Source organism: Paraglaciecola sp. QJM3NY_14 (assembly GCF_056173245.1).
In genome coordinates, this window is sequence record NZ_CM149664.1 from 1,729,494 (window position 1) to 1,749,906 (window position 20,413).

Here is a 20,413-nt window from a genome sequence, read left to right on the forward strand (position 1 = left end):
GTTATAAATATGTCCGGACAAATCGAAGAGTATAGGAATTAAAGTAACTTGCCAATGACACTTTCACTCAGCAAACAGCTATTAATTGACATTGATCAAATGCCTATCACCCAGCAAGACCTTGCCCGAGCAGGGGAACATGTGCTGGATTGGTTGGCGTGTGCCAACTTAGGTAAATTGTCTGATGCGGGGCGCGCTTATCAAGGCTTACTCGCCCTCGATGAAGGCGGCAAGTGCTCAGCGGTCGGTGGGCAAAAAACGACTATGCAAAACGCAGCCCAGCACAACGGTGCCCTAGGTAATGTGCTGGAAATGGACGATATTCATCGCGGCTCAATATTGCATCCTGGGCCGGTCATTATCCCGGCGGCGTTGGCGGTTGCTGAGCAAATGGATTGCACACTGGAGTCTTTTTTAACGGCCATCATTAAGGGTTATGAGCTAACCATTCGCCTAGGCGAAGCCATTGGGCGTAGCCATTACCGTTATTTTCATAATACAGCCACCTGCGGTGCGCTTGGTGCCGCGCTTGCGTCGTCTACGATACTTAAATTATCTCAGCAACAAGCACTTTGGGCGATAGGCAATGCGGGCAGTTCTACGGGCGGCTTGTGGCAAATGCGCAATGAGAAGGTCCTCACTAAGCAGTGGCATAATGCACAGGCGTGCCACTCGGGTGTGATGGCGGCGTTTATGGCTAAGCAAAATTTATCTGGCCCTGAATATATTATTGAAGGCCCTCAGGGGATTTTCAACGCGCTGTCTGATGATGCGTCACCTAAGCGATTTCGCGCTAAGCAATCAAGTTGGCGGATATACGATTGCAGCTTTAAGCCTTGGCCGGCGTGTCGCCATGCTCATGGTGCGATGGACGTACTGCTGGAAATACTGAAAGAAGGCACAATGGATATAAACGATATCGAGCGCGTCGATGTGGGGGTTTATCAAGACGCGCAAGTGTTTTGTGACCGGTTAACCCCACAAACCAGCCTGCAAGCAAAATTCAGCATCCAACACGCCTTGGCCGCTATTTTACTCTGGGGGGAACCTCAACTTGAGCATTACACGCAAACAGCCTTTGAAGACAAACAATGCAGCATGTTGCGCGGGCTTATCAACATACGCGTGGATCAGCATATAGAATCGGCGTATCCCCAGCATTTTGGCGCTAAGTGCACAGTGGCTCTGAAAAATGGCCAGCAAATTGTGCGCAGTCAGCAAGATACGTTAGGTGACCCCGAAAAGCCTTTGAGTCAAACCCAACGTCATAAAAAAGCGCATATGCTGCTTAGCCATTCTGGTATGACAGAGGACAACATTGCTAAGTTATGCACATTCGATTGGTCACAATCTGCGCCAATTTCCAGTCTTACCGCGCTGCTGCGCCCATTACAGAGTCTTTAGTCTATGAGCGATGCGCCTGTTAATCCTCTTCCTATAAGCACCGCGTCTATAGAAAATGCTCCTGATGCCATTGAATTATTATTGCAACATATTGAAAGCACGGGCTTTGAAGACTTGCTTACGTCAACTGTCAACGCGGCGAAGACCTTTATTTTGGACTCCATTGGAGTTGGGTTAAGTGGCTCGCGAGTAGAAAATGTCGCGAAGATAAAACAAGCGGTGAGCCAGTGGGGGCAGGGGCATCAAGCACAAGTGTGGGCCACAGGCGAATGGCTACCTGCGGTGTCAGCTGCAGCCGTAAATGGCTATCAAATTCATAATCAAGAATGGGACTGCGTGCATGAGCCGGCGGTAGTTCACCCAATGGCGGTGATTTTGTCATCACTGGTGGCGTATGCCCAGCAACATAATTTGTCTGGTAAGCAACTGATTTTAGGCGTGGTTATAGCGGTCGATGTGGCCACCTTAATCGGTGAGTGTGTCACCTCGAGCTTGAAGTTTTTTCGCCCATCGATTTGCGGCTGCTTAGGCGCCGCGGCTGGCATGAGTGCCATGCTAAACATGAAAGGTGAAACACTGCAAAACGCCCTTGGCATAGCGTACAGCCAAATGAGCGGCACCATGCAATCTCATGTGGAAGGCTCGCCTATGCTGGCTATGCAAATAGGAATCAATGCCTCAGCCGCTATTCGCGCAGTGGATATGGCACAAGCAGGGTTTGCCGGCCCTAAAGATATTTTGCAAGGCCCCTATGGTTACTTTCGTTTATTCGAAGACAGTTTTGATATCCAGCCTCTGGTGCAAAAACTTGGCCGCGAGTATCAAATAGAGCGTGTTAGTCATAAACCTTTCCCTACTGGGCGCGCCGGCCACGGCACCATTGATGGCTTGCAACAACTGCAAAAGCAGCATGCTTTTTCAGCGCAAGATGTTGCCCGCGTTGATGTATACGGTACCCCTTTGATCAACAAATTAGTCGGTCGGCCCATCAAAGAGGGTATGGATGCAAGCTACGCCAAATTGTGTAACGGCTATATTGCCGCCAGCGCATTACTCACCGGTGACATTGGAGTAGTCGACTTTGAACCTGAGTGTTTACAAGATGCAGAGCGTTTAGCGCTAGGCAGTAAAGTATATACCCACTTAAATGCCGTTAGTGACCCAAATGCGTTAGCGCCTGTCAGTGTGTCAGTAACCTTAAATTCAGGGGTAAAGCACAATGTTGAATTGCAACACGTATTGGGCAGCCCGCAAAATCCACTGGGCCGTGAGGTGCAATTAATTAAATTTAGCGCCGCTTGCAACAGCGCCATTGTGCCTTTTAGCGATGCTGATATTGGCTTTTTGATAAAACGCATAGACCAACTCGAGCAGATCACCAATATTAATAACTTAGTTGAAGCACTCGTCAGTAATAGGTAATGAAATGAATAATATGGTTGATACCGCACCAAGCACAGAAAACAAAGCCCTTAATCGTTCTTCAGGGAACATAAAAAAGGCCACATACCCAACCTATTTCGAATCATTCGATTACAGCCAAATGCTGCGTGATTACCCATTGGGGGATGGCGTATTTGAGCAATTTGAAGGGATGAGTAAAAGCGCGCTCAAAGCACTGCAGAACGAGCGTTTTATGCACGTGGTGAAACGCGCCTGGGAGATCCCTTTCTATCAGCGCATTTGGGGCAATGCTGGCGTTAAACCAGAGGATATTCAAAGCCTTGATGATATTGAAAAGCTGCCGCTTATTTCAAAGTCAGACATCATGGACAGTGTGGAGCAGTACCCCCCGATTGGTGATTTTCATGGGCTTGGTGGCATACCGCCTGAGCAGCGCCCACCTTTGGTATTTCATACCACGAGCGGTACTACAGGTACGCCGCAACCTTTGTTGTTTGGGCCTAAAAGTCGAGAAATACAGTCTTTGTTAGTGGCGCGCTCGTACCGTTTTATGGGGTTAAAACCCGCAGCTACGATTCAATCTTGCTACGGTCACGGCATGATCAACGGCGGTCACTACATTCGCGAAGCCGTCACTAAATACACTAACTCAATGTTTCTATCAGCTGGCACTGGGGTTGAAACACGCTCGGTACAACAAGTTAATTTAATGAAAACCTTTGGCGTAAACGTACTGGTTGGGTTTGTTGATTATATAAAGCGCCTAGCAGATGTGGCCAAAGAAGAAGGCTTAATTCCTGGCAAAGACATTAAAATCGATATGATCATTGGTCATTTAGGCATGGAAAGCCGCGAAAGTATTGCTAAAACCTGGGGTAACCCTGAGCTATTCGATTGGTATGGGGTAGGTGACACAGGCACTATCGCCGCAGAGGGACCTGATCACAGCGGCATGTACGTGTGGGAAGATGCCCAGTATTTAGAACTGCTTGATACCGATAGCAACGAGCCGGTAGCGCCCGGTGAAACCGGCAACATGGTGGTAACGTGCCTTTATAAAGACGATGTGTATCCAATTATCCGCTTTAACACCCACGACATCACCCAAGAAGTGGTAGGTGAAAATAGCCTCAATCTGCCGTTTAAGCGCATCAAAGGTTTTATGGGGCGCTCTGATAATATGGTCAAGCTGCGCGGTATTAATATCTACCCTCAGGGCGTTGGACCAATGCTTGACGAGCGAGTTGAGTTTCTGGGGGAATTCATTTGCGAAGCTGTTCGCGATGCTAGCGGACGTGACGAGATGATTGTGACCGCTGAAGTGTCTACTCCCCTTGGTGAGCGAGATGCCTTGCTGCCTGCCTATGCTGATGTGCTGAAGCGTAAAATAGGCATTGAAGTGAAAGTGGCCTTGGTGGGGGAAGGGGAGCTGACCCCATTAACTCAAGTAGACATAAGACAGAAACCTATACGTTTAATCGACAGCAGGTTTAAGTAATGGATATCGCACTGCTCAGCCAAGACGTGAGTACGCATATTGCGCTCATCAAAGATAAACAAATCTCAGCTCAAGAATTAGCAACCGAGCAACATGGCTTCATCGAACGTGTCAATCCGTCGATAAATGCTTTTATCAGCTACGTCATGCCGAATGTTGAGCAAAACTCTTCTTTTGATAAGTCCTTATTCCAAGGAATTTGTATTGGCGTGAAAGACAATATTGATGTGCAAGGTTTTGCTACCACAGCGGGCATGGCCACGCGAATCGGGCGCCAAGCTAAACAAGATGCGTTTGTGGTCAGCCGATTAAAGCAAACCGGCGTTCAGGTGATGGGCAAGCTTAATATGCACGAGGGCGCGCTTGGCGCCACCAATCAAAACGAGCATTTTGGAGATTGCCACAACCCCCATAAGCATGGCTATAGCCCGGGCGGTTCATCTGGCGGTTCAGCCGCTGCGGTGGCCTCTGGTATGGTGGGATTGTCACTGGGTACTGATACCATGGGCTCGGTGCGTATTCCTGCAGCGTATTGCGGTATTTTTGGTTTCAAACCCAGTCGCGGAGCGGTGAGTAATCACGGCACTGTGACGTGCAGCCGAGTGATGGACAATATCGGCCCGCTAGCCCGCTCAGCAAAAGATTTAACCTTAGCACTCAGTGTGATGAAAGCCTTCGATGAGGGATGTGCGGCATCCATCGATTTCAGCGTATTTAATCGCCTGTCGTACACTGACAATAAAGTGTTGCTGGTGCCTGAGAACTTAGAACAATTAGGCGTTGCACCAGACATCGCTGCTGACTTTGCCGCTAATTTAACGGCATTCACCGACTTAGGGTTTAGTATTCAGTATTTTGATTTTTCAGGATACGACTTTGGTGCAGCCCGAATAGCGGGTTTGCTGCTGTGCGAAGCCGATATGCGTATTGAGCACCAAGAGGATTGGGCCAACAACCAGCACAAATTTTCAGAATATATGCGCGGCATGCTGTCGTATATCGAGCGAAAATCCCCCATGGATATGATGCAGTCTGAGCGGGTTCTGGATAACGCGAAAGTATTTGCGCGTCAGTTGTTCAAACAAGGCTGCGCGATATTAATGCCTACTGTTTTACAACGAGCATTTTTGTTTGAAGAGCCAGTGCCAGCCAATCAAGCAGACTTAACCAGTTTTGCCAATCAAGCGGGCTTGCCGGCGGTGTCTTTACCCATGCTCAGTGATAATCCGTTACCCGCTGGAATGCAAATTGTCGGGCCTTTGGGCAGTGATAATCAACTATTGCAGTTAGCAGAGCGTTGGCAAGAGCACACGCAATTTCGCTGTACCTTGCCTAGCGTGGACTAACCGTAAGATAGGTGAAAAACGCTCAGGTAAATGATCACGAGCAAAGTGAAATCGTATGCACGGGACTAAGCTAAATTAAATGCATGGGTATCTACTGTTCAAAATTGATTCCGGCGCGCTTTAACAACGCTTTCGCTTTGGTCCTTCCTCGCAGCTGTTAATGATAAGTGTGGCGCTTGAAGGTATTCATCATTTGCTCCGCGCCTGCTGCGTAGTAGAAGTGTTTTTCTAAAGAGGGGATAAGAACAGCATTAGCTTAAATCGCTAACCATATAAATGCAGTCTATTAGGGGCATATCAGTTGGGTATTCGCTTTGTTTGAAGCCTAACCTTTGATAAGCATGGATCGCGTTGGAATTGTCTTCAAAAACAAACAGTGAGCAGGTGTTTACCTGTAAATGCTCTTTTCCTTTTACCGTTAATTTCGCAATAAGCGTGGCCACAATACCTTGGCCTCGTTTTACGGGATTAACGACTAATCGTCCTAAATGGCACCTTTTTTCACGCAAGTAATATTGACCAAATGCCAGCAACTCTCCTTGTGGTGATAACAATGAATAAGATGAGAGCGTTGACAATTTCAAGTCTTTTTTGAAAGTGGATTCGGTAAACGGATAACGAAAGTTCGGTCCCGACCACATCGTTAGTTGCGCCTCGTTTTCAAACCAGCTCATCAATTGAACTAGGTGTACGTCACTCACTTCGGCTAATTTCATACATTCTCTTTATAAATTAGTTATATATTCTTGATGCTCTCTTTATATTGTTTCCTTAGTGTTTGTTGACCCACGGCTAATAGCCCTCATGATTTGGCCGACCTAGGCAACACTTAAATGGTACCCGGTCAGCCTAGTCGCTAGCATATTGCCAATGGGCACTCAGTGATTGCTTTATTTCGGCTTTATTTCGGCGTGATTGCCGGTGCGCGCTCGCCAATCTGAGATTGGTACCGCACATTTCCTACTCGTGTTTTCCACTCTGCTTTTGCTTTTTCTATCAGCGCAGGTTGTTGAAATAAGCGTATTGCACTTAGTGCGAGCGTCTTGCTGGCTAGGTGCATGCCTTTATGACCAATACTCATGCCGCCAGCAGCAACCGCTTGCCAGGTGTGAGGCGCTGTACCTGGTACCCAAGTGGCGGCTAGAAAACCTGCCGTGGGCACGTTCCAGCTAATATCCCCCACATCGGTAGATGCGGTAGCGTGATAGATATCATCCGTATAGGGTTGAATGATTTGCTCGTTGCCGACTTGGTTCAATGCACGTTTACTGAGTGTTGGGCGCAACTCTTCAGCAAATGCTTGTTCTTTAGGAGCGTATGTAATACCACCAAAACGCTGCATAGCATCAAATGTCACTTTCGCGAGCGTGGCATTTGGCAAGGTACTCCACACGCCTGACATAATTTCCCAATCGACCTTCGTTTGTGTACCCAGCGCGGCCGCTTGTGCGGTTTGCTCTAAGCGTTGCCATAACTCGGGTAGCTCGCCGGCTGATGGGGTGCGCAGGTAGTAATAGACTTCAGCAAATTCAGGCACTATGTTGGGGGCTTCGCCGCCGCTGGTGATGACATAGTGAATGCGCGTGTTTGAGGGCACATGTTCACGCATCATATTTACCATGTAATTCATGGCTTCTACGGCATCAAGTGCTGAACGGCCTCGCTCCGGCGCTGCAGCGGCATGCGAGGCAATGCCATGAAAGCGAAATTTAGCGGTTTTGTTGGCCAGTGTTGTCATGGGCTGAGTCGTGTTTTGGCCACCAGGGTGCCAATGCAATACGCTATCGACATCATTGAACAAACCCTCTCGCACCATATACACCTTGCCTGAGCCGCCTTCTTCCGCTGGTGTGCCGTACAAACGAATTTCGCCGCTTAGCTTGTTCAGAACCAGCCAGTTTTTAACCGCTATTGCAGCGGCCAGCGAGCCTGCGCCGAATAAATGATGACCACACGCGTGGCCTGCGGCTTTACCTGCAATGGGGGCTTGGTGAGGAACCGCTCCTTGAGATAAGCCGGGTAGGGCGTCCATTTCTGCTAAAATAGCAATCACTGGCCCTTGGCTTGCTGAGCGTTGATGCTTCGACGCGCTATCTGAGCGATAACGAGCGACAAATGCAGTGGGCATACCTGCTACGCCAACATCGACTTCAAAGCCATGCTCAATGAGGATATCTTGCATGGCTTGACTGCTTTTTTGCTCGTGAAACCGAGTTTCGGCCCACTGCCACATATTGTCAGCGAGAGTGTTGCTCATTGCTTGCTGTTGGTTAATCTGCTGTTCAACAAACGTCGCAGCATCGCCGTTCGGGTCTAACGGGTTAACTGCGGCCAAGGTTGCGCTTGAGTAGATATAACTCGTGGCGAGCAGCAAAACGTTGCTTACTGAATAAAAACGCTTTGAGTACGCGCGTAATAGCGCTGCTAGCCAGTTATTTTTTATCAACATAAAATGCTTCTGGTTCAACGTCTAACAGGTTTTCTACCAAGGCTTTGGCAGCTTGCTTTGCAACATAAGGAATAAGTTGGCGATTGGTGTTATCACCCACTTCGTAGGTGACCCCGTGTACTTTATAGTGATCGGCGATGTACTGCTTGAATATTCCGCGATCAGGTGATGAGGCTGACTTATTCACGGTTTTGAAAACCCAACCTGTCTCGGCATCTAAATCGGATAGCCAGCCGGCCATCAAAGGGATAGGTGCTAAATCATGATCATCTGGCATGGTGTAAAAAACATCATGAAAGGTTGAGTGAAAATCTACCGCAAATACAATTTTACCGCCGCCTTGCACTATGCTGGTCATTTTGTCTCGTACCAGCCGCGTTTCTGCCTGAGCGAAGTTTTTCCAGTCCCGGTTAAGGTCAATGCCATTGGCATTGTGTCGCCAGTTACCGGTTTCAACGCCGTCTGGGTTCAAATCTGGCACCATCAGAACGTTAAAGCGTTCAAAGAACGGGGTACTTAGTGCCTCATCCAGTAATAGGGCTTCACTGAAAGCAAATAGCGCCATGGCCCCTGTCACTTCTGGCGGGTGTTGGCGTCCTATGATCACTAGCCATTCGTTATTCTTCGGCGACTGTTTAATCAACGCTTTGATTGGCCGGCCCTTTTCTGATAGCCCTAACGTTTCAACCTCAAGGGAGGGTTGCTGTTTTTTGAGACTGGCTAGCCAGTCGTCATACTCTTGATTATCAATGGCTTCTTGGGCTGAAATCCAAATTGGCTCTTTGCCTGTGTTCAGGCTGATCCACATTTCTTTGCCTTTGGTGTTAAACGGAATGTTTTGCCACTGAGTGCCATCCGTACTGAGTTTGGGTAAATAGCGGGGGTTGTTGCCATTGAACGTCAGTTTAAGCGTTATCTGGGCATTTTGTTCTGACTGAACTTTAAAACCAAACCAAGGGCTAGGATTAACCGGCTCATTTTCTGGCAAAATCCCAATATGGTATTCATGTTTAGCCAACCGTTCGCAGGTACTCAAACGGGCAGTGCTAAAGTCGCTATGAAAGGTGACATCGTCAAATTGGCAGTCTTTGGCCTGACTAAATGCTGAAAACGTGGCGAGTAATACTAAGGGGAAAAAATATCTAAGCATGGTGGTAGCATTCCATTCTTTATGGGTCATAAAAAAGCCAATCAGCGTATCCGCGATTGGCTGTGTTGCTAAAGGGCTAAAACTTCTTGTTCAGAGTCATGTACAAGTAGCGGCCTGATGAAGAGTGAACACTGCTTTCGTAGCCAAATGTGCCAGAGGTGAAAGGTGGTTCTTTATCACCAATATTACGTGCACCTAAGGTTAACTTGGTGTTCTCTAGTAAACTGTTTTGCTCGTTGAAGGAGTAGGAAGCGTAGGCATCAACCGTAGACCAATCGTCGATTTGTTGATAAATCAGATCACCCGCATCATCAAAATAAGATAAAAAGACGTTTTCTAGCTCGCTGATGTATTTGTATTTAACCCCAGCGCCCCAGCTGTCTTTTTGCCACTTAATGCCGATGTTGCTGCGCCATTCGGGGCGACCATTTTTAGTAAGCAAATCACCAGCGGCACCGGGAATGCCAACAGCTTCACCATTAAATAGTACCGCTTCATTACCGCTTTCTTGGGCAGTGACTACCTGCTGAGTGATGGAGTCCAAGCCCTGGTCAAATTGGGTTAAATTCGCCGCATTGGCGGTGAAGGTGAAATCGCCTACTTCAGTATTCATTTTGTAAAAGATGCTGTAGTCGACGCCTTTAATTTCACGAGGCAAAAGGTTGGTGTAGTCGTTCGTCACATACAAGATTTCATTGTTTTCATCACGAATAACGTTGGCGTTGCTGCCACCATCGGCACGTAGTAGCGTATCGTACAAAATCTGCGTTTGACTGCTTAGAATTCCCACCACGTCTTTTTGCTTTATGTGCCACCAATCAGCGGTTAACGTCAGGTTTTTCATAGGGGTAAATACAATGCCTGCAAAGGTGTTGGTACTAGTTTCAGGTTTTAAATCATCGCTACCGTTACGAATTTCAAGGGTGCCTTGGCGAATGCCTGATATGGGATCAGAGCGGGTGTTTGAGCGTGACACATCAACCGCGGTGGTTTGCGGTAATCCTGGTGCTTTAAAGCCTTCGGCATAAGCTGCACGAAGCTGAACCATGTCGTTGACTTGCCAAGCGAGAGATATTTTGGGTTTGGTAATATCCCCCACATCTGAAAAACGCTCATAGCGAGCAGCCAATTGCATGTTTAAGCTTTTTACCAGAGGTAAATCAGCTAACAAAGGCACGGCAAATTCCACATAAGTGGAAAACACATTGCGACTACCTGAAGAGTCTGGCGTTGGGCTACTGCCCAGCACTGTACTGGCAAGCGCCGATGGATTGCCGGTGACCACATCAATAAAACTATCAGTGCCATTTAACGCATCACTACGGGCATCAGAGAAACTTTCATAGCGGTATTCAATACCCACTGCCATGCCCACGTCCCCGGCGGGTAACTCGAAAATGTCAGGGCGGGATATTTTAAAGTCATATAGGGCGAGCTCGGTTTGGGATTCGCGCTCGATATTGAACATAAAGCCGTCGATAACGTCTTGGTCGTTACCTGTGTCATCGCCACTGTTTGGCGAAGTTAAGCTGCCACCGTTGAACAAGTTATAGGCTGTGCTTTGTTCTGTGCTGTTCACTGCTTGCTGAAACAAAGTAGTATTCACCCGATTCGCAGAGTCTAGGGTATGCGCTTTTGAATAAAGCAGTGCCGTGTCCCAGTCCCAATCTTGATAGTAACCTCGCAGACCAGTCAAAAAGCGGTAGGAGTAATCTTCAACATTAATTGCACGTGGGCCTGTATCAATAGGGCGATAGCGTCTAACCGTTACGTCTTCGCCGAATGGATTGTAAAATGCATCACTGGCGACAGTAAAACGCTGAGCGGTTAAGTTTCCGCTTTGTTCGCGTAGGCGGTCAGCTTCTGCTCGGTAATACAGAGCTTCGCCATATAATTCAATTTCATCAGTCAGGTCATGGGTCAGCAATGCGTATAAATTTACGCGGCTTACTTCTGAGCTTAATGAACGTTCTGAGTTTGAATCGTAACGCAACTCACGATCTAAGCTGCCACCGTCTGCGCATATGCCATTGCCAAGGGCAACCTCACAACCATCGAATGTATCTGGCTGAATGTGAAATGTGCCTAAGCTGCCTGAGCTTAACTCTGCCCAAGGCGTTGAGGTAGTGCGACCATCTAATGAAGTGTTGCCGACAAATTCAGGGTTCAAACCTGGATAATTACGGGTATCTGAACTGGCTGCATATTCTCGCTCAGATGCCATGAGCATATCTTGCTCATACACGCTGGCACTGAGTGTCAGGTGGGTTTGTTCATTGTTAAAAAACCAACCGCCAGAGCCAGATAAACTGAAGGTGTCTTTGTCAGTGCCATCATTTTTACCGTATTGGAACTGCACGTCGCCACCGGTGTTTTTGTCTTTAAGAACATAATTAATAACGCCCGCTATGGCATCTGTACCGTATATTGCAGCGGCACCGTCGCGTAATACTTCGACGCGTTTAAGGCCCCGTACCGGTAGGGCATTTGAGTTGACCGTGGTCACGGGCACTAAGTCTTCTGCCTGGGTACCAGGGTGCAATACTAAGCGCCGTCCGTTAAGCAGCGTTAAGCTATACCCCGTACCGATACCGCGCAGATTAACCGAGGACACATCGCCACGGGCATCGTTTACACCGCCCACCACGCGCTCACTGTTGAAGCTGACTTCGCCCTGCTGGGGCAATTCAGCCAGCAAATCTGCACCGCTAGTAATGCCTAAATCTTCGAAGTCTTCGGCACTGAATGTGCTAATAGGCAATGCGCCAGAGTCTTGGTTGACGCGAATATTTGAGCCCACAACTTTGATGCGCTCAACACTGGCTTCGCCATCAGCCTTTTTTACTGGTGTACCTGCAGCGCTTTTTACTGCCTCAACAGGCTCGATAGTCTCTGATGTATTGGAGCTTGATGAGGTGCTCTTATTTTTTTCGCGAATGATAAACGTATCCGCAGAGCGCTTAACGAACTCTAACGAGGTGTTTTCAAGTAAAATACGTAAGGCGTCGTCTACTGATAACGTGGCTGATATTCCACGAGTGGTAACATCTGGGGTAATGGCAGAAGAAAACAAAATTTGCGTTTCACTTTCTTCGGCGAGTTCGAGCAATGCCGCATCGAGTTTTTGTGCGGGTATGTCTATGTTCTGTTGCTGTGTTTGAGCTGCAAAACTGTTCCCTGTTTGCAGCATGAGCATAATGCTGCAAGCAAGGGAGCTGAGTTTAAACGACTGATGTGATTTCATATGTGTGCCTCTATTATTATTAGAAATGACTGTTCCTATTAGAGGTATACGCAAGGCACTAAATGATCCTCCACAAAAAGTGAAAATTAGTTTCTTGCGCTCAATTCTATATAGTCAGGGTAACGGTCAATCTCAACAGGTAGCGCGGCTTCAAGGGCGGACAAAATACTGTCTCCGTCTTTTAACTTAAATACCCCACTTATTTTTAGTTTGCCAAGATCTCGATTTTGAAGAGTGATTTTCTTCAAGCGATAACGGTTAAATTCAGTGATAACGTTCGCCAGCGGCTCATTGTTGAAACGAAATATCCCTTGTCGCCATTGTTGGTTAGCCAGCACTTCCTTAGATGTCACATGGGTGATAACTTCACTCGTGCCGTTAAAAGCGCCGACTGAGCCCGCGGGGAGTAGGGTTTCCGCTTCTTCAAAATCTATATGCTCACTCGAGGGCAACGCCGAGGGCTGTATTGCGACTAAACCTTCTGTTACCGATACTTTTAGCGTTGCATCAGACTTTCGCACATTAAATTTTGTACCAATGACACGAATGGTTTTCTCGCCGGTGTTAATGCTAAATATCCGACTTTCGTCTTTCGCTACATCAAAAAATGCTTCGCCACGCTCTAACCATATTCGGCGCTGCTGACCTGTAAAATCTATTCTGATCGCACTGTCGGTGTTGAGTGTTACGGCACTGCCATCGGGCAAGCCGACCGTGCTTATTTCACCTATGGCTGTGTGGTAGGTGTTCGGCTTATGGATGGCCGCTTGATACAAAGGGGCGGGGACGGGGAGCGTGAGATACCACATCACTAGCACAGTACATACTAAGCTTGCAGCAATGCTCGTTAACCAGTAAGCGTTTTTCTTATTCTTTTTCTTATTTGGTTGTGCAGTTTGAAACAGTTGATTGCTGGTGTCCCAAATAGCAAGCATGGAGTCAAACTCCTGCTGGTGCTCAGGAGACCTGTCGCACCAGACGTAAATTTGCATTTCTTCTTCCGCGCTAAGCTCACCTGAATATAGACGCGCAACGTAAGTCGCCGCTTGCTGTTGTATTACTTCATGATTCATATTGCTGCTCATAGGGAAGACACCTTCGCTCTGATGGCAACCAAGGCCGCTGAAATATACTTTTCTACTGTGCTGACTGATACACCTAATGCGTCACTGATTTCCCGGTAACTCATGCCTTCTACTCTGTTTAACATAAATGCCTGTTTGTGGCCGGTTTTAATCTCTGCTAATGCAGTCTCTATTTCCCGTAACTGCTTTCTGTTTTGCAGTGCTCGCTCGGGGGAAAATAAGGATGTAAATATAGCCGTATCTTGTTCGCTTACATGGGCGTCTTTGCAGCGCACTTTAGCACGGCGGTCACGGTCGATTAATATATGGGTGGCAATTTGAAATAGATAATTACGTACTGTATCCATTCTACCTGACAGCTTTTGAGGTAAATCGTCTAGCTTCAACAGGCGCTCATATACCTCTTGCATTACATCTTCACAGTCGCTGTCGTTTAATCGTGAGCGCACGCGAATAAAACGGCGTAATGCACTGCCATACTCATCGTACAGTTGTTTTACCAGCAGGCTGTTTTCATCTCTGGCAATGAGCTGTTTTTTTGCCCGATGTAGTTGGATGACTTTCACGCCTTACCCATTAAATAACCTCATGTTACTACGTATACGCAGCGAAATTAAAACCCCTCAATAAATCTCGGAATTACTTTTGTATGCAATGAGAAAATACTCATGCTTTTACGCTAGGATAGGTCGGCTCAGTGTAGCGCGACCTAACAACTAATCTACTAGGATGAAAAAATGAGCGATGAAATACAGACATTAACCAGCACGGTTGTTTATGAAAACAAATGGATGCGCTTAAAAGAAGATAAAATTCGCCGCAGCAGTGGTAACGAAGGGATTTATAGTGTGGTTGAGAAACCCGACTTTGTAGTGATTTTAGCTGTGCAAGACGGGTTTATTCATTTAGTTGAACAATATCGCTATCCGATTAAAAAACGCTGTTGGGAATTACCCCAAGGCGCGTGGGAGGAAAACCCTGATGCTGATCACGCATTATTAGCCGCTGGAGAGTTAAAAGAGGAAACCGGGTTGGTTGCGAATAAAATGCATTATTTGGGAGAGCAATACCTAGCCTACGGGTTTTGCAATCAGATGTACCATATTTACCTTGCCACTGAACTTACCTTTACCCAAATCAATTTGGATCCTGAGGAAGAGGGATTAATTACCAAAAAGGTACCGCTCACTGAGTTCGAGACAATGATTTTATCTGGTGATATTAAAGATGCCTCTACTGTGAATGCCTACGGGCTAGCAAAACTTAAAGGGATTCTTTAAATGAAACTGGCTAACTAGCCTAGTTGTGTTCAGGTTTGAGATGTCTCGATAAGCGCTTTGATTGAGTCAAAAAACCTTGACCTAAAGTGGACTTTAAGTGGCATGATGGTGTTTGTTGGTATTTATGAAGGGTCTATATAGGTTTTATATAGATTTTATAAAGTCACTACCAAGTACGGATAAGAAGTCGCAATACTATTTAAGCGAAGTGATGGAGTAAATATGCAAGCGAGTTATTGGCATGAGAAGTGGCAAAAAGGGGAGACGGCTTTTCATCAATTTAAAGGGAGCCCTTTGTTAAAAGCGCACTTTGATGAATTAGGATTACCCAAGTCAAGCCGGCTATTGGTGCCTCTTTGCGGTAAAACCAGAGATATTTCTTGGCTGGTGGCGAATGGTCATCATGTGGTTGCCGCCGAGTTGCACGAGCCCGCTGTTATTCAACTGTTCAAAGATATGGAAATAGAGCCCAAGATCATGCATTTTGAAGAAATTGACCTAATTCATTACCAAGCAATGGTCGGTGGGTTGATGATTGACGTGTATGTAGGGGATATTTTTCAACTAAACCCAGCGTTGGTTGGTCGGGTTGATGCGATTTATGATCGTGCAGCCTTAGTGGCATTGCCTTTTGATATGCGTGAAAAGTATACCTTACACATGCGCGAATTGACCGGTGCAGCTCCGCAATTATTGATTAGCTTCGATTATGAACAACATTTGTTACCCGGCCCACCTTATTGTGTAAATGTTGATGAAATTACTGGCCATTATGGCCAGCACTATGATATTTCGCAGCTGGCAAGCGAAGATGTAGTCGGGGGCCTAAAAGGTAAACTAAAGGCGAATGAAGAGGTTTGGCTGCTGAAATACAAAACCTGAAGGCGCGAAAAGGCGAGTCTTAATTCAGACTCGCCGCAACTGACCGCTTAGCTAGTTTTCCAGCGGTTCGAGTACGATGGTTTTAATGGGCTGATTACGCACACACATCTTATTGTGCGATATCTTTTGGCAATATCCGCTGTATAGCTTGGCGGATTTTTCGTCTATTTGCTTCATGTATTCACATGATTCACGCAAGGCTTTTTCGCTGCAAGCGAACTGAGCGTCTTTATCTACGTGGCCCTCATGCGCTAGGGCTGATGTCGAATTAGCACATAGCAAAATGGATAAAACAGCGATTAACGGCCTTGAAACTAATGGTTTCAGATACAGAGCTTTTGCTTTTACCTTTATGTTTGCTACTGAATTAATCATTCGCTGCCCAACCATTCGCCTTGTTCACCATGAAAACAACCGATAAACATATTCTCACCTGGGCTGGCTACGTGATAGTGATAACCTCGCGTGTTATCGGTATGACCGCGGCACTCATCTAAGTCGGTTTCTTCGAATCCACTGGCGTCTAACATGGCGTAAATACTGTAACCGTCCAGTGCGTAACCAATCTGATTGGCGTGACCATCTTCTTGGTCAATACCTGTAGAGCACCCAGTGGCAGCATGATAATGATAGCCTTCAAATGGATTGATATGGCCACCACAATCGTCAAACGCAGCGATGGTGTAATTGCTCAATATGGCATCCACGGGGGCTTGTGCCGCTAATATCACGCCGTTCAACGATACCCCCATATTGGCATTGACGTAACTGGGGTTAGATAACGGCACTGGTGTAACAGGCAGTAAAACGGTTTCACTCACACCACCGCCGTAATAATCCAAATCGCATTGCACGCAGTAATTTTGATATTCCGGGTCGACATTTGGTCGCGCAGCGGCTTCGCATGCCTCTTGAGTATCAGTGATGTTTACCTCCCCGGTGCTCAGGTCATATAACTGCCAGCCATCACCGTAAAGCTGATCTAAGTTACTGATAAATTCACCGTCTATGTCGTACACCTCGCCAGAGCCATCAAACCAAATTCCCCCTTGTGATGCGTCAGAGGTGATTGTTGGTGGGCAAAAAGGGCCTATTTCGTCATTCGCTGGCTCGCCCGTGAGGGTAATGCGATAACAGGTGGTTTGTGTACCGCCAGATAAAGTACAGCTTTGTGTTGTGATGGACTCGACGACCGAGTCGTCAAAGAAGAACAGGTCGCTAGCGTCAATGGCTGTCTCTGTTTGTGTTTCGCTATCGTTGTCAGTGTCAGTGTCAGTACCAGTATCCGAGCCGGAGTTAGCGGTTGCGCTATCGCTCGTTGTGTCCGTTTATGTGTCGCTGCCGCCGCACGCGAAAAGTGTGAATGTTAAGGTCAGTAGCAAAATGAAGTGGGAGTAATTTCGTATCGTATTCATAGCGTATCTTTTTTTGTTAACCAGCTATCACTGTAAAAAAACAAAACGCAGAAACGGTGCAGTTATTAAGGATTTGGTGTGCAAAATAAGATGTTGCGTGCCAATAGGCTTTTACGCGTGCTCGGCAATATACCTGTTACATCAGTTTATAACCCACGCCATAAACAGACTGCAAAATAGGTTGAGGATCATTTGTAAGTGCGACTTTATTGCGCAGATTTTTCATGTGGCTGTCGATAGTACGATTGCTCACAATTCTGGCGTCTTCATAACAGCTCTGCATCAAGCTCTCTCTAGAAAAAACCGTTCCTGGTCGACCCATCAGTGTTTTGAGCAGGCGAAACTCGACAGGAGTAAGTTCGGTCACTTGTTCATTAATCTCACACTCAAAGCGCTCAGTATTCAAGCTGATATGTTTGAACGTTAAAATACAGGTTTCATCTGATGAAGGAGCTGAAAATGTGGCTCTGCGCAAAATGGCTTGTACTCGTGCGACCACTTCTCGCGGCGAAAAAGGTTTGCAAACGTAATCGTCAGCACCGAAACCCAAACCCATTAAGCGGTCAATTTCATCTACCCTTGCGGTAAGCATAATAATCGGCACCTGCGAAAATTTGCGCACATCCTTACATATACTCAAACCATCTTTACCCGGTAGCATTAAATCGAGGATGACACAGTCAGGCGTTTTGGTCCTGATGGCATCTTCCGCTTCATCACCATTATGAATGACTTGTGTAGCAAAGCCTTCTATGGTCAGAAAGTCGACCAGTATTTGAGCGATTTTGGGCTCATCTTCCACAATCAGTATCTGTTGTTGATTGCTCATATTTTATCCTTAGTTAACGTAAGCTCCACGCGCACACATAACCCCCCTAGGGTTGATGGTGAAGCAACAATGCTGCCTTTGTGGGCAATTACGATATTTTTGCATATGGTTAGGCCTAATCCGGCACCCGCAGCAGAGCGATTTCGTGAGGCGCTTTGGCGGTATAAAGGGTCGAATAATTTTTCACAATCCTCAGCAGGTACACCGGGTAACGTATCATTGATTTCGAAGACTGCCGAGTGGGCATGATGGGCCAGTGACACTTGTATTTTTCCGCCTTGTTGAGTGTACAAAATGGTGTTGTTTAACAGGTTGATAAATAATTGCTCAATTCGTTGAAGATCCGCTAGGCAGATGACCTTATCTTGGATTTGAGTCGTTACCTGTAAGCCTTTTTGCTGAGCTTTGCTTGTTAGAGCACTGCACACGTTATGGCAAATTTTGCTGATGTCGATTTGGTTAAAGTGGTACTTCAAGCCGCCCACATCAGACATAGAGAGTTGGTAGAGATCGTCCACCAAACGGTGTAATAGCAACGCTTCTTGCTGTAAGGATTCAATTTGCTCAGGCCCAAATGGCCGAATACCTGCTTCCAAGGCATCTAGCTCGCCGAGTAAAATAGTTAAGGGGGTGCGTAGTTCGTGGGATATGTCGGCAAACCATCGATTCTTTGCACTGCGGTTTTCATTTAATATATGACTTAAGCCATTTAGGTTTCGCATAAGAATACCCAATTCATCAGCTCTTACCGGGTTTAGCGATAGGTCATAGTGACCTCGACTTAAACGCTCAACACCGTGAATGACTTCGTTGACTGGCGAAGTGAGCTTTCTAGCCAGTAGCCAGGATGCGATCCCTGCCAAAAGCAGGCATAACAGACCAATAGCAATGCTCGCATACCTTTGCTGCATGGAAAATGATGAGGCGAGCTCGCTCTGGGGCACCGAGTCTAACCAGCTACGTAATTCACCGATTTTCTCATCTTGTAAATAAATGCTGAAACTGACCATATCGTTTGCATCTGAATGAGGTTTTGCCCCTACTAACCATTTACCTTGGGGGTCGAATAAAGCCGTTGGCGGCGCGGCATCTTGCCCGTTACGCCTAGGGTGAGGAGGAGCAGTCCGATTGCTTGGAGAGCCAGGACCTTTGCCTTGTTGCCTTAGGGGGCGGGGTTGATTCAACGCGGGTGGGCGACCTCTAAAATGGATCGGAGGAGTGCTCGCATAGTACTCCAAGCCGGACTCAATCACGGTGCTCCATGTTTTATCACGAGAGTAAGCTGCGCTAAGGGCTACGCTAAGTTCTCCCAGCCGTTGCTGCTCTAGGCCTGCTACAAAATCAAGAAACCCTTGGTCAAAGCTCCAACGAGCAAGTCCTAAGGTGATCAGAAGAGTGAAGGCAGTCAAGCCTAAAAAAGATAAGAAAACTTTACGGAATATATTCATCGCTTAAGTATACCTGTACAAAAGTTCGCTTAACCAGTCAGGGGCAGCAATTTAACCGACTTCTCCATGCAATCTCCACTGTTTCTGCACATTTGCTTGATAGTATTTGTTGTAGACTAAATCTGGAGTAAAAAAATATGCCATCATCAAAAATGTTTATCGTCGCTAGTGTTTTCACACTTAGCAGTCTTACAGCATGTGCACAAGAAGGTCGTGGGCAAGGTGGCGAGCGCCGTCCGCCTCCTGAAGCATTTGAAGCCTGTGAAGGTCAATCAGAGGGTGATTCTGTCAGCGTAGAAACTAGACGAGGAGACTCAATGAGTGCGACTTGTCAGATGATTGATGACACCTTGGTTGCTGTACCTGAGATGGGCAAAAGAGACTAGGCCGGCAGGACTGTTTCGCGATTAAAACGCTTCCATGTAGACCAAATTGCGTACAGCAAAGATCAACGCGCCCTAGCGTCGATGTTAAATTATCACCCTAAAAAAGGATAACTGAAATGCAAATAAATGCTGCTAACCAATCCATGAATCCATTGGCTTCGTCAGACGTTGGTCGCCCAAAGGGCCCACCTCCACCGCCGCCTGAGGGAGGAATACCACCAGGCATGGAGTCTGCGGTGTCGACCCTATCGAGTGAAGAGCAAAGTGCTGTTACTGATATGTTGTCCAGCTTGAGTAAGGATCAACAGTCATCTTTAAAGTCACAGTTAGATAGTTTACGTGATAACGCCAGCAGTATGTCTGAAGATGAACTTGGTGCAGCATTTAAAGATATGCTGACGTCGTTAACCGGTAGCCAGTCGAGCACGTCATCAGTTAATCAGGTTGATACCTACGCGTAAGTATGGGTATTAAACGCTCGCGTTCATACGCAGCGATTAATCTTAGTTTTATCATTTGAAAAGGCGCAAATAACGTCGGTTTTTCTCCGATTTATTTGCGCCTTTTTCCGATTTTTAACTGGGTACTGGAAA

General features: G+C 46.8%; 17 protein-coding genes and 1 pseudogene. 8 read left to right on the forward strand and 10 right to left on the reverse strand.

Annotated features, from left to right (window positions below; genetic code table 11):
• Positions 1 to 54 precede the first annotated feature (54 nt).
• The 4 genes from AC0VYA_RS07375 to AC0VYA_RS07390 are packed head-to-tail and all read left to right on the forward strand — an operon-like array spanning position 55 to position 5,652.
• Positions 55 to 1,404, forward strand: a complete 1,350-nt coding sequence (locus tag AC0VYA_RS07375; RefSeq protein ID WP_475490564.1) for an MmgE/PrpD family protein — start codon at positions 55 to 57, stop codon at positions 1,402 to 1,404.
• Positions 1,405 to 1,407: 3 nt separating this feature from the next.
• Positions 1,408 to 2,826, forward strand: coding sequence for an MmgE/PrpD family protein (locus AC0VYA_RS07380; RefSeq protein ID WP_475490565.1), 1,419 nt, complete (start codon positions 1,408 to 1,410; stop codon positions 2,824 to 2,826).
• Between the two features lie 4 nt (positions 2,827 to 2,830).
• Positions 2,831 to 4,306, forward strand: a complete 1,476-nt coding sequence (locus tag AC0VYA_RS07385; RefSeq protein ID WP_475490566.1) for a phenylacetate--CoA ligase family protein — start codon at positions 2,831 to 2,833, stop codon at positions 4,304 to 4,306.
• The gene (locus AC0VYA_RS07390; protein ID WP_475490567.1) at positions 4,306 to 5,652 is read left to right on the forward strand and encodes an amidase; all 1,347 of its coding nucleotides are present in this window, start codon (positions 4,306 to 4,308) and stop codon (positions 5,650 to 5,652) included. Before AC0VYA_RS07385 ends, AC0VYA_RS07390 begins: the two co-directional genes overlap by 1 nt.
• 251 nt (positions 5,653 to 5,903) lie before the next feature.
• Here AC0VYA_RS07390 and AC0VYA_RS07395 read toward each other — a convergent pair whose 3' ends face one another.
• From AC0VYA_RS07395 to AC0VYA_RS07420, 6 genes are all read right to left on the reverse strand, one after another.
• Entirely contained in the window at positions 5,904 to 6,368 is a 465-nt protein-coding gene (locus AC0VYA_RS07395) for a GNAT family N-acetyltransferase (RefSeq protein ID WP_475490568.1), read from the reverse strand.
• Between the two features lie 185 nt (positions 6,369 to 6,553).
• Positions 6,554 to 8,101, reverse strand: a complete 1,548-nt coding sequence (locus tag AC0VYA_RS07400) for an amidohydrolase (RefSeq protein ID WP_475490569.1) — start codon at positions 8,099 to 8,101, stop codon at positions 6,554 to 6,556.
• Complete coding sequence (locus tag AC0VYA_RS07405) at positions 8,085 to 9,251, reverse strand: M14 family zinc carboxypeptidase (protein WP_473481260.1); 1,167 nt, start codon at positions 9,249 to 9,251, stop codon at positions 8,085 to 8,087. Before AC0VYA_RS07405 ends, AC0VYA_RS07400 begins: the two co-directional genes overlap by 17 nt.
• 76 nt (positions 9,252 to 9,327) lie before the next feature.
• Positions 9,328 to 12,495: a TonB-dependent receptor gene (locus AC0VYA_RS07410; protein WP_475490570.1), complete on the reverse strand. Its 3,168-nt coding sequence runs from the start codon at positions 12,493 to 12,495 to the stop codon at positions 9,328 to 9,330.
• Between the two features lie 86 nt (positions 12,496 to 12,581).
• Entirely contained in the window at positions 12,582 to 13,580 is a 999-nt protein-coding gene (locus AC0VYA_RS07415) for a FecR family protein (protein ID WP_475490571.1), read from the reverse strand.
• The gene (locus AC0VYA_RS07420) at positions 13,577 to 14,146 is read right to left on the reverse strand and encodes an RNA polymerase sigma factor (RefSeq protein ID WP_475490572.1); all 570 of its coding nucleotides are present in this window, start codon (positions 14,144 to 14,146) and stop codon (positions 13,577 to 13,579) included. The genes AC0VYA_RS07415 and AC0VYA_RS07420 overlap by 4 nt, the downstream gene beginning before the upstream one ends.
• A 171-nt stretch (positions 14,147 to 14,317) precedes the next feature.
• Between AC0VYA_RS07420 and AC0VYA_RS07425 the strand changes: the two genes are divergently transcribed.
• On the forward strand, positions 14,318 to 14,860 hold the full coding sequence (locus AC0VYA_RS07425) for an NUDIX domain-containing protein (RefSeq protein ID WP_475490573.1): 543 nt from the start codon (positions 14,318 to 14,320) through the stop codon (positions 14,858 to 14,860).
• 222 nt (positions 14,861 to 15,082) lie between these two features.
• Entirely contained in the window at positions 15,083 to 15,742 is a 660-nt protein-coding gene (tmpT, locus tag AC0VYA_RS07430) for a thiopurine S-methyltransferase (protein ID WP_475490574.1), read from the forward strand.
• Between the two features lie 51 nt (positions 15,743 to 15,793).
• Here the strand turns inward: tmpT and AC0VYA_RS07435 are convergent, their stop codons facing one another.
• From AC0VYA_RS07435 to AC0VYA_RS07450, 4 genes and pseudogenes are all read right to left on the reverse strand, one after another.
• Positions 15,794 to 16,117, reverse strand: coding sequence for a hypothetical protein (locus AC0VYA_RS07435; protein WP_475490575.1), 324 nt, complete (start codon positions 16,115 to 16,117; stop codon positions 15,794 to 15,796).
• Positions 16,114 to 16,965: pseudogene (locus AC0VYA_RS07440) on the reverse strand (YHYH protein); the annotation flags it as partial. The pseudogene AC0VYA_RS07440 and the gene AC0VYA_RS07435, both read right to left, overlap by 4 nt.
• A gap of 328 nt (positions 16,966 to 17,293) precedes the next feature.
• Positions 17,294 to 17,986, reverse strand: coding sequence for a response regulator (locus AC0VYA_RS07445; RefSeq protein ID WP_475490576.1), 693 nt, complete (start codon positions 17,984 to 17,986; stop codon positions 17,294 to 17,296).
• Entirely contained in the window at positions 17,983 to 19,434 is a 1,452-nt protein-coding gene (locus AC0VYA_RS07450; RefSeq protein WP_475490577.1) for an ATP-binding protein, read from the reverse strand. The genes AC0VYA_RS07445 and AC0VYA_RS07450 overlap by 4 nt, the downstream gene beginning before the upstream one ends.
• 137 nt (positions 19,435 to 19,571) lie before the next feature.
• Between AC0VYA_RS07450 and AC0VYA_RS07455 the strand changes: the two genes are divergently transcribed.
• Together AC0VYA_RS07455 and AC0VYA_RS07460 are read left to right on the forward strand one after the other, a co-directional pair.
• The gene (locus tag AC0VYA_RS07455) at positions 19,572 to 19,820 is read left to right on the forward strand and encodes a hypothetical protein (protein WP_475490578.1); all 249 of its coding nucleotides are present in this window, start codon (positions 19,572 to 19,574) and stop codon (positions 19,818 to 19,820) included.
• A gap of 116 nt (positions 19,821 to 19,936) precedes the next feature.
• Positions 19,937 to 20,281 carry a hypothetical protein gene (locus AC0VYA_RS07460; protein WP_475490579.1) on the forward strand — a complete coding sequence of 115 codons (345 nt, stop codon included), beginning with the start codon at positions 19,937 to 19,939 and terminating at the stop codon, positions 20,279 to 20,281.
• Positions 20,282 to 20,413 lie beyond the last annotated feature (132 nt).

Coding starts and splice junctions, on each gene's coding strand:
- AC0VYA_RS07375 (WP_475490564.1), top strand. CDS start 55: ATGACACTTTCACTCAGCAAACAGCTATTAATTGACATTGATCAAATG.
- AC0VYA_RS07380 (WP_475490565.1), top strand. CDS start 1,408: ATGAGCGATGCGCCTGTTAATCCTCTTCCTATAAGCACCGCGTCTATA.
- AC0VYA_RS07385 (WP_475490566.1), top strand. CDS start 2,831: ATGAATAATATGGTTGATACCGCACCAAGCACAGAAAACAAAGCCCTT.
- AC0VYA_RS07390 (WP_475490567.1), top strand. CDS start 4,306: ATGGATATCGCACTGCTCAGCCAAGACGTGAGTACGCATATTGCGCTC.
- AC0VYA_RS07395 (WP_475490568.1), bottom strand. CDS start 6,368: ATGAAATTAGCCGAAGTGAGTGACGTACACCTAGTTCAATTGATGAGC.
- AC0VYA_RS07400 (WP_475490569.1), bottom strand. CDS start 8,101: ATGTTGATAAAAAATAACTGGCTAGCAGCGCTATTACGCGCGTACTCA.
- AC0VYA_RS07405 (WP_473481260.1), bottom strand. CDS start 9,251: ATGCTTAGATATTTTTTCCCCTTAGTATTACTCGCCACGTTTTCAGCA.
- AC0VYA_RS07410 (WP_475490570.1), bottom strand. CDS start 12,495: ATGAAATCACATCAGTCGTTTAAACTCAGCTCCCTTGCTTGCAGCATT.
- AC0VYA_RS07415 (WP_475490571.1), bottom strand. CDS start 13,580: ATGAGCAGCAATATGAATCATGAAGTAATACAACAGCAAGCGGCGACT.
- AC0VYA_RS07425 (WP_475490573.1), top strand. CDS start 14,318: ATGAGCGATGAAATACAGACATTAACCAGCACGGTTGTTTATGAAAAC.
- tmpT (WP_475490574.1), top strand. CDS start 15,083: ATGCAAGCGAGTTATTGGCATGAGAAGTGGCAAAAAGGGGAGACGGCT.
- AC0VYA_RS07435 (WP_475490575.1), bottom strand. CDS start 16,117: ATGATTAATTCAGTAGCAAACATAAAGGTAAAAGCAAAAGCTCTGTAT.
- AC0VYA_RS07445 (WP_475490576.1), bottom strand. CDS start 17,986: ATGAGCAATCAACAACAGATACTGATTGTGGAAGATGAGCCCAAAATC.
- AC0VYA_RS07450 (WP_475490577.1), bottom strand. CDS start 19,434: ATGAATATATTCCGTAAAGTTTTCTTATCTTTTTTAGGCTTGACTGCC.
- AC0VYA_RS07455 (WP_475490578.1), top strand. CDS start 19,572: ATGCCATCATCAAAAATGTTTATCGTCGCTAGTGTTTTCACACTTAGC.
- AC0VYA_RS07460 (WP_475490579.1), top strand. CDS start 19,937: ATGCAAATAAATGCTGCTAACCAATCCATGAATCCATTGGCTTCGTCA.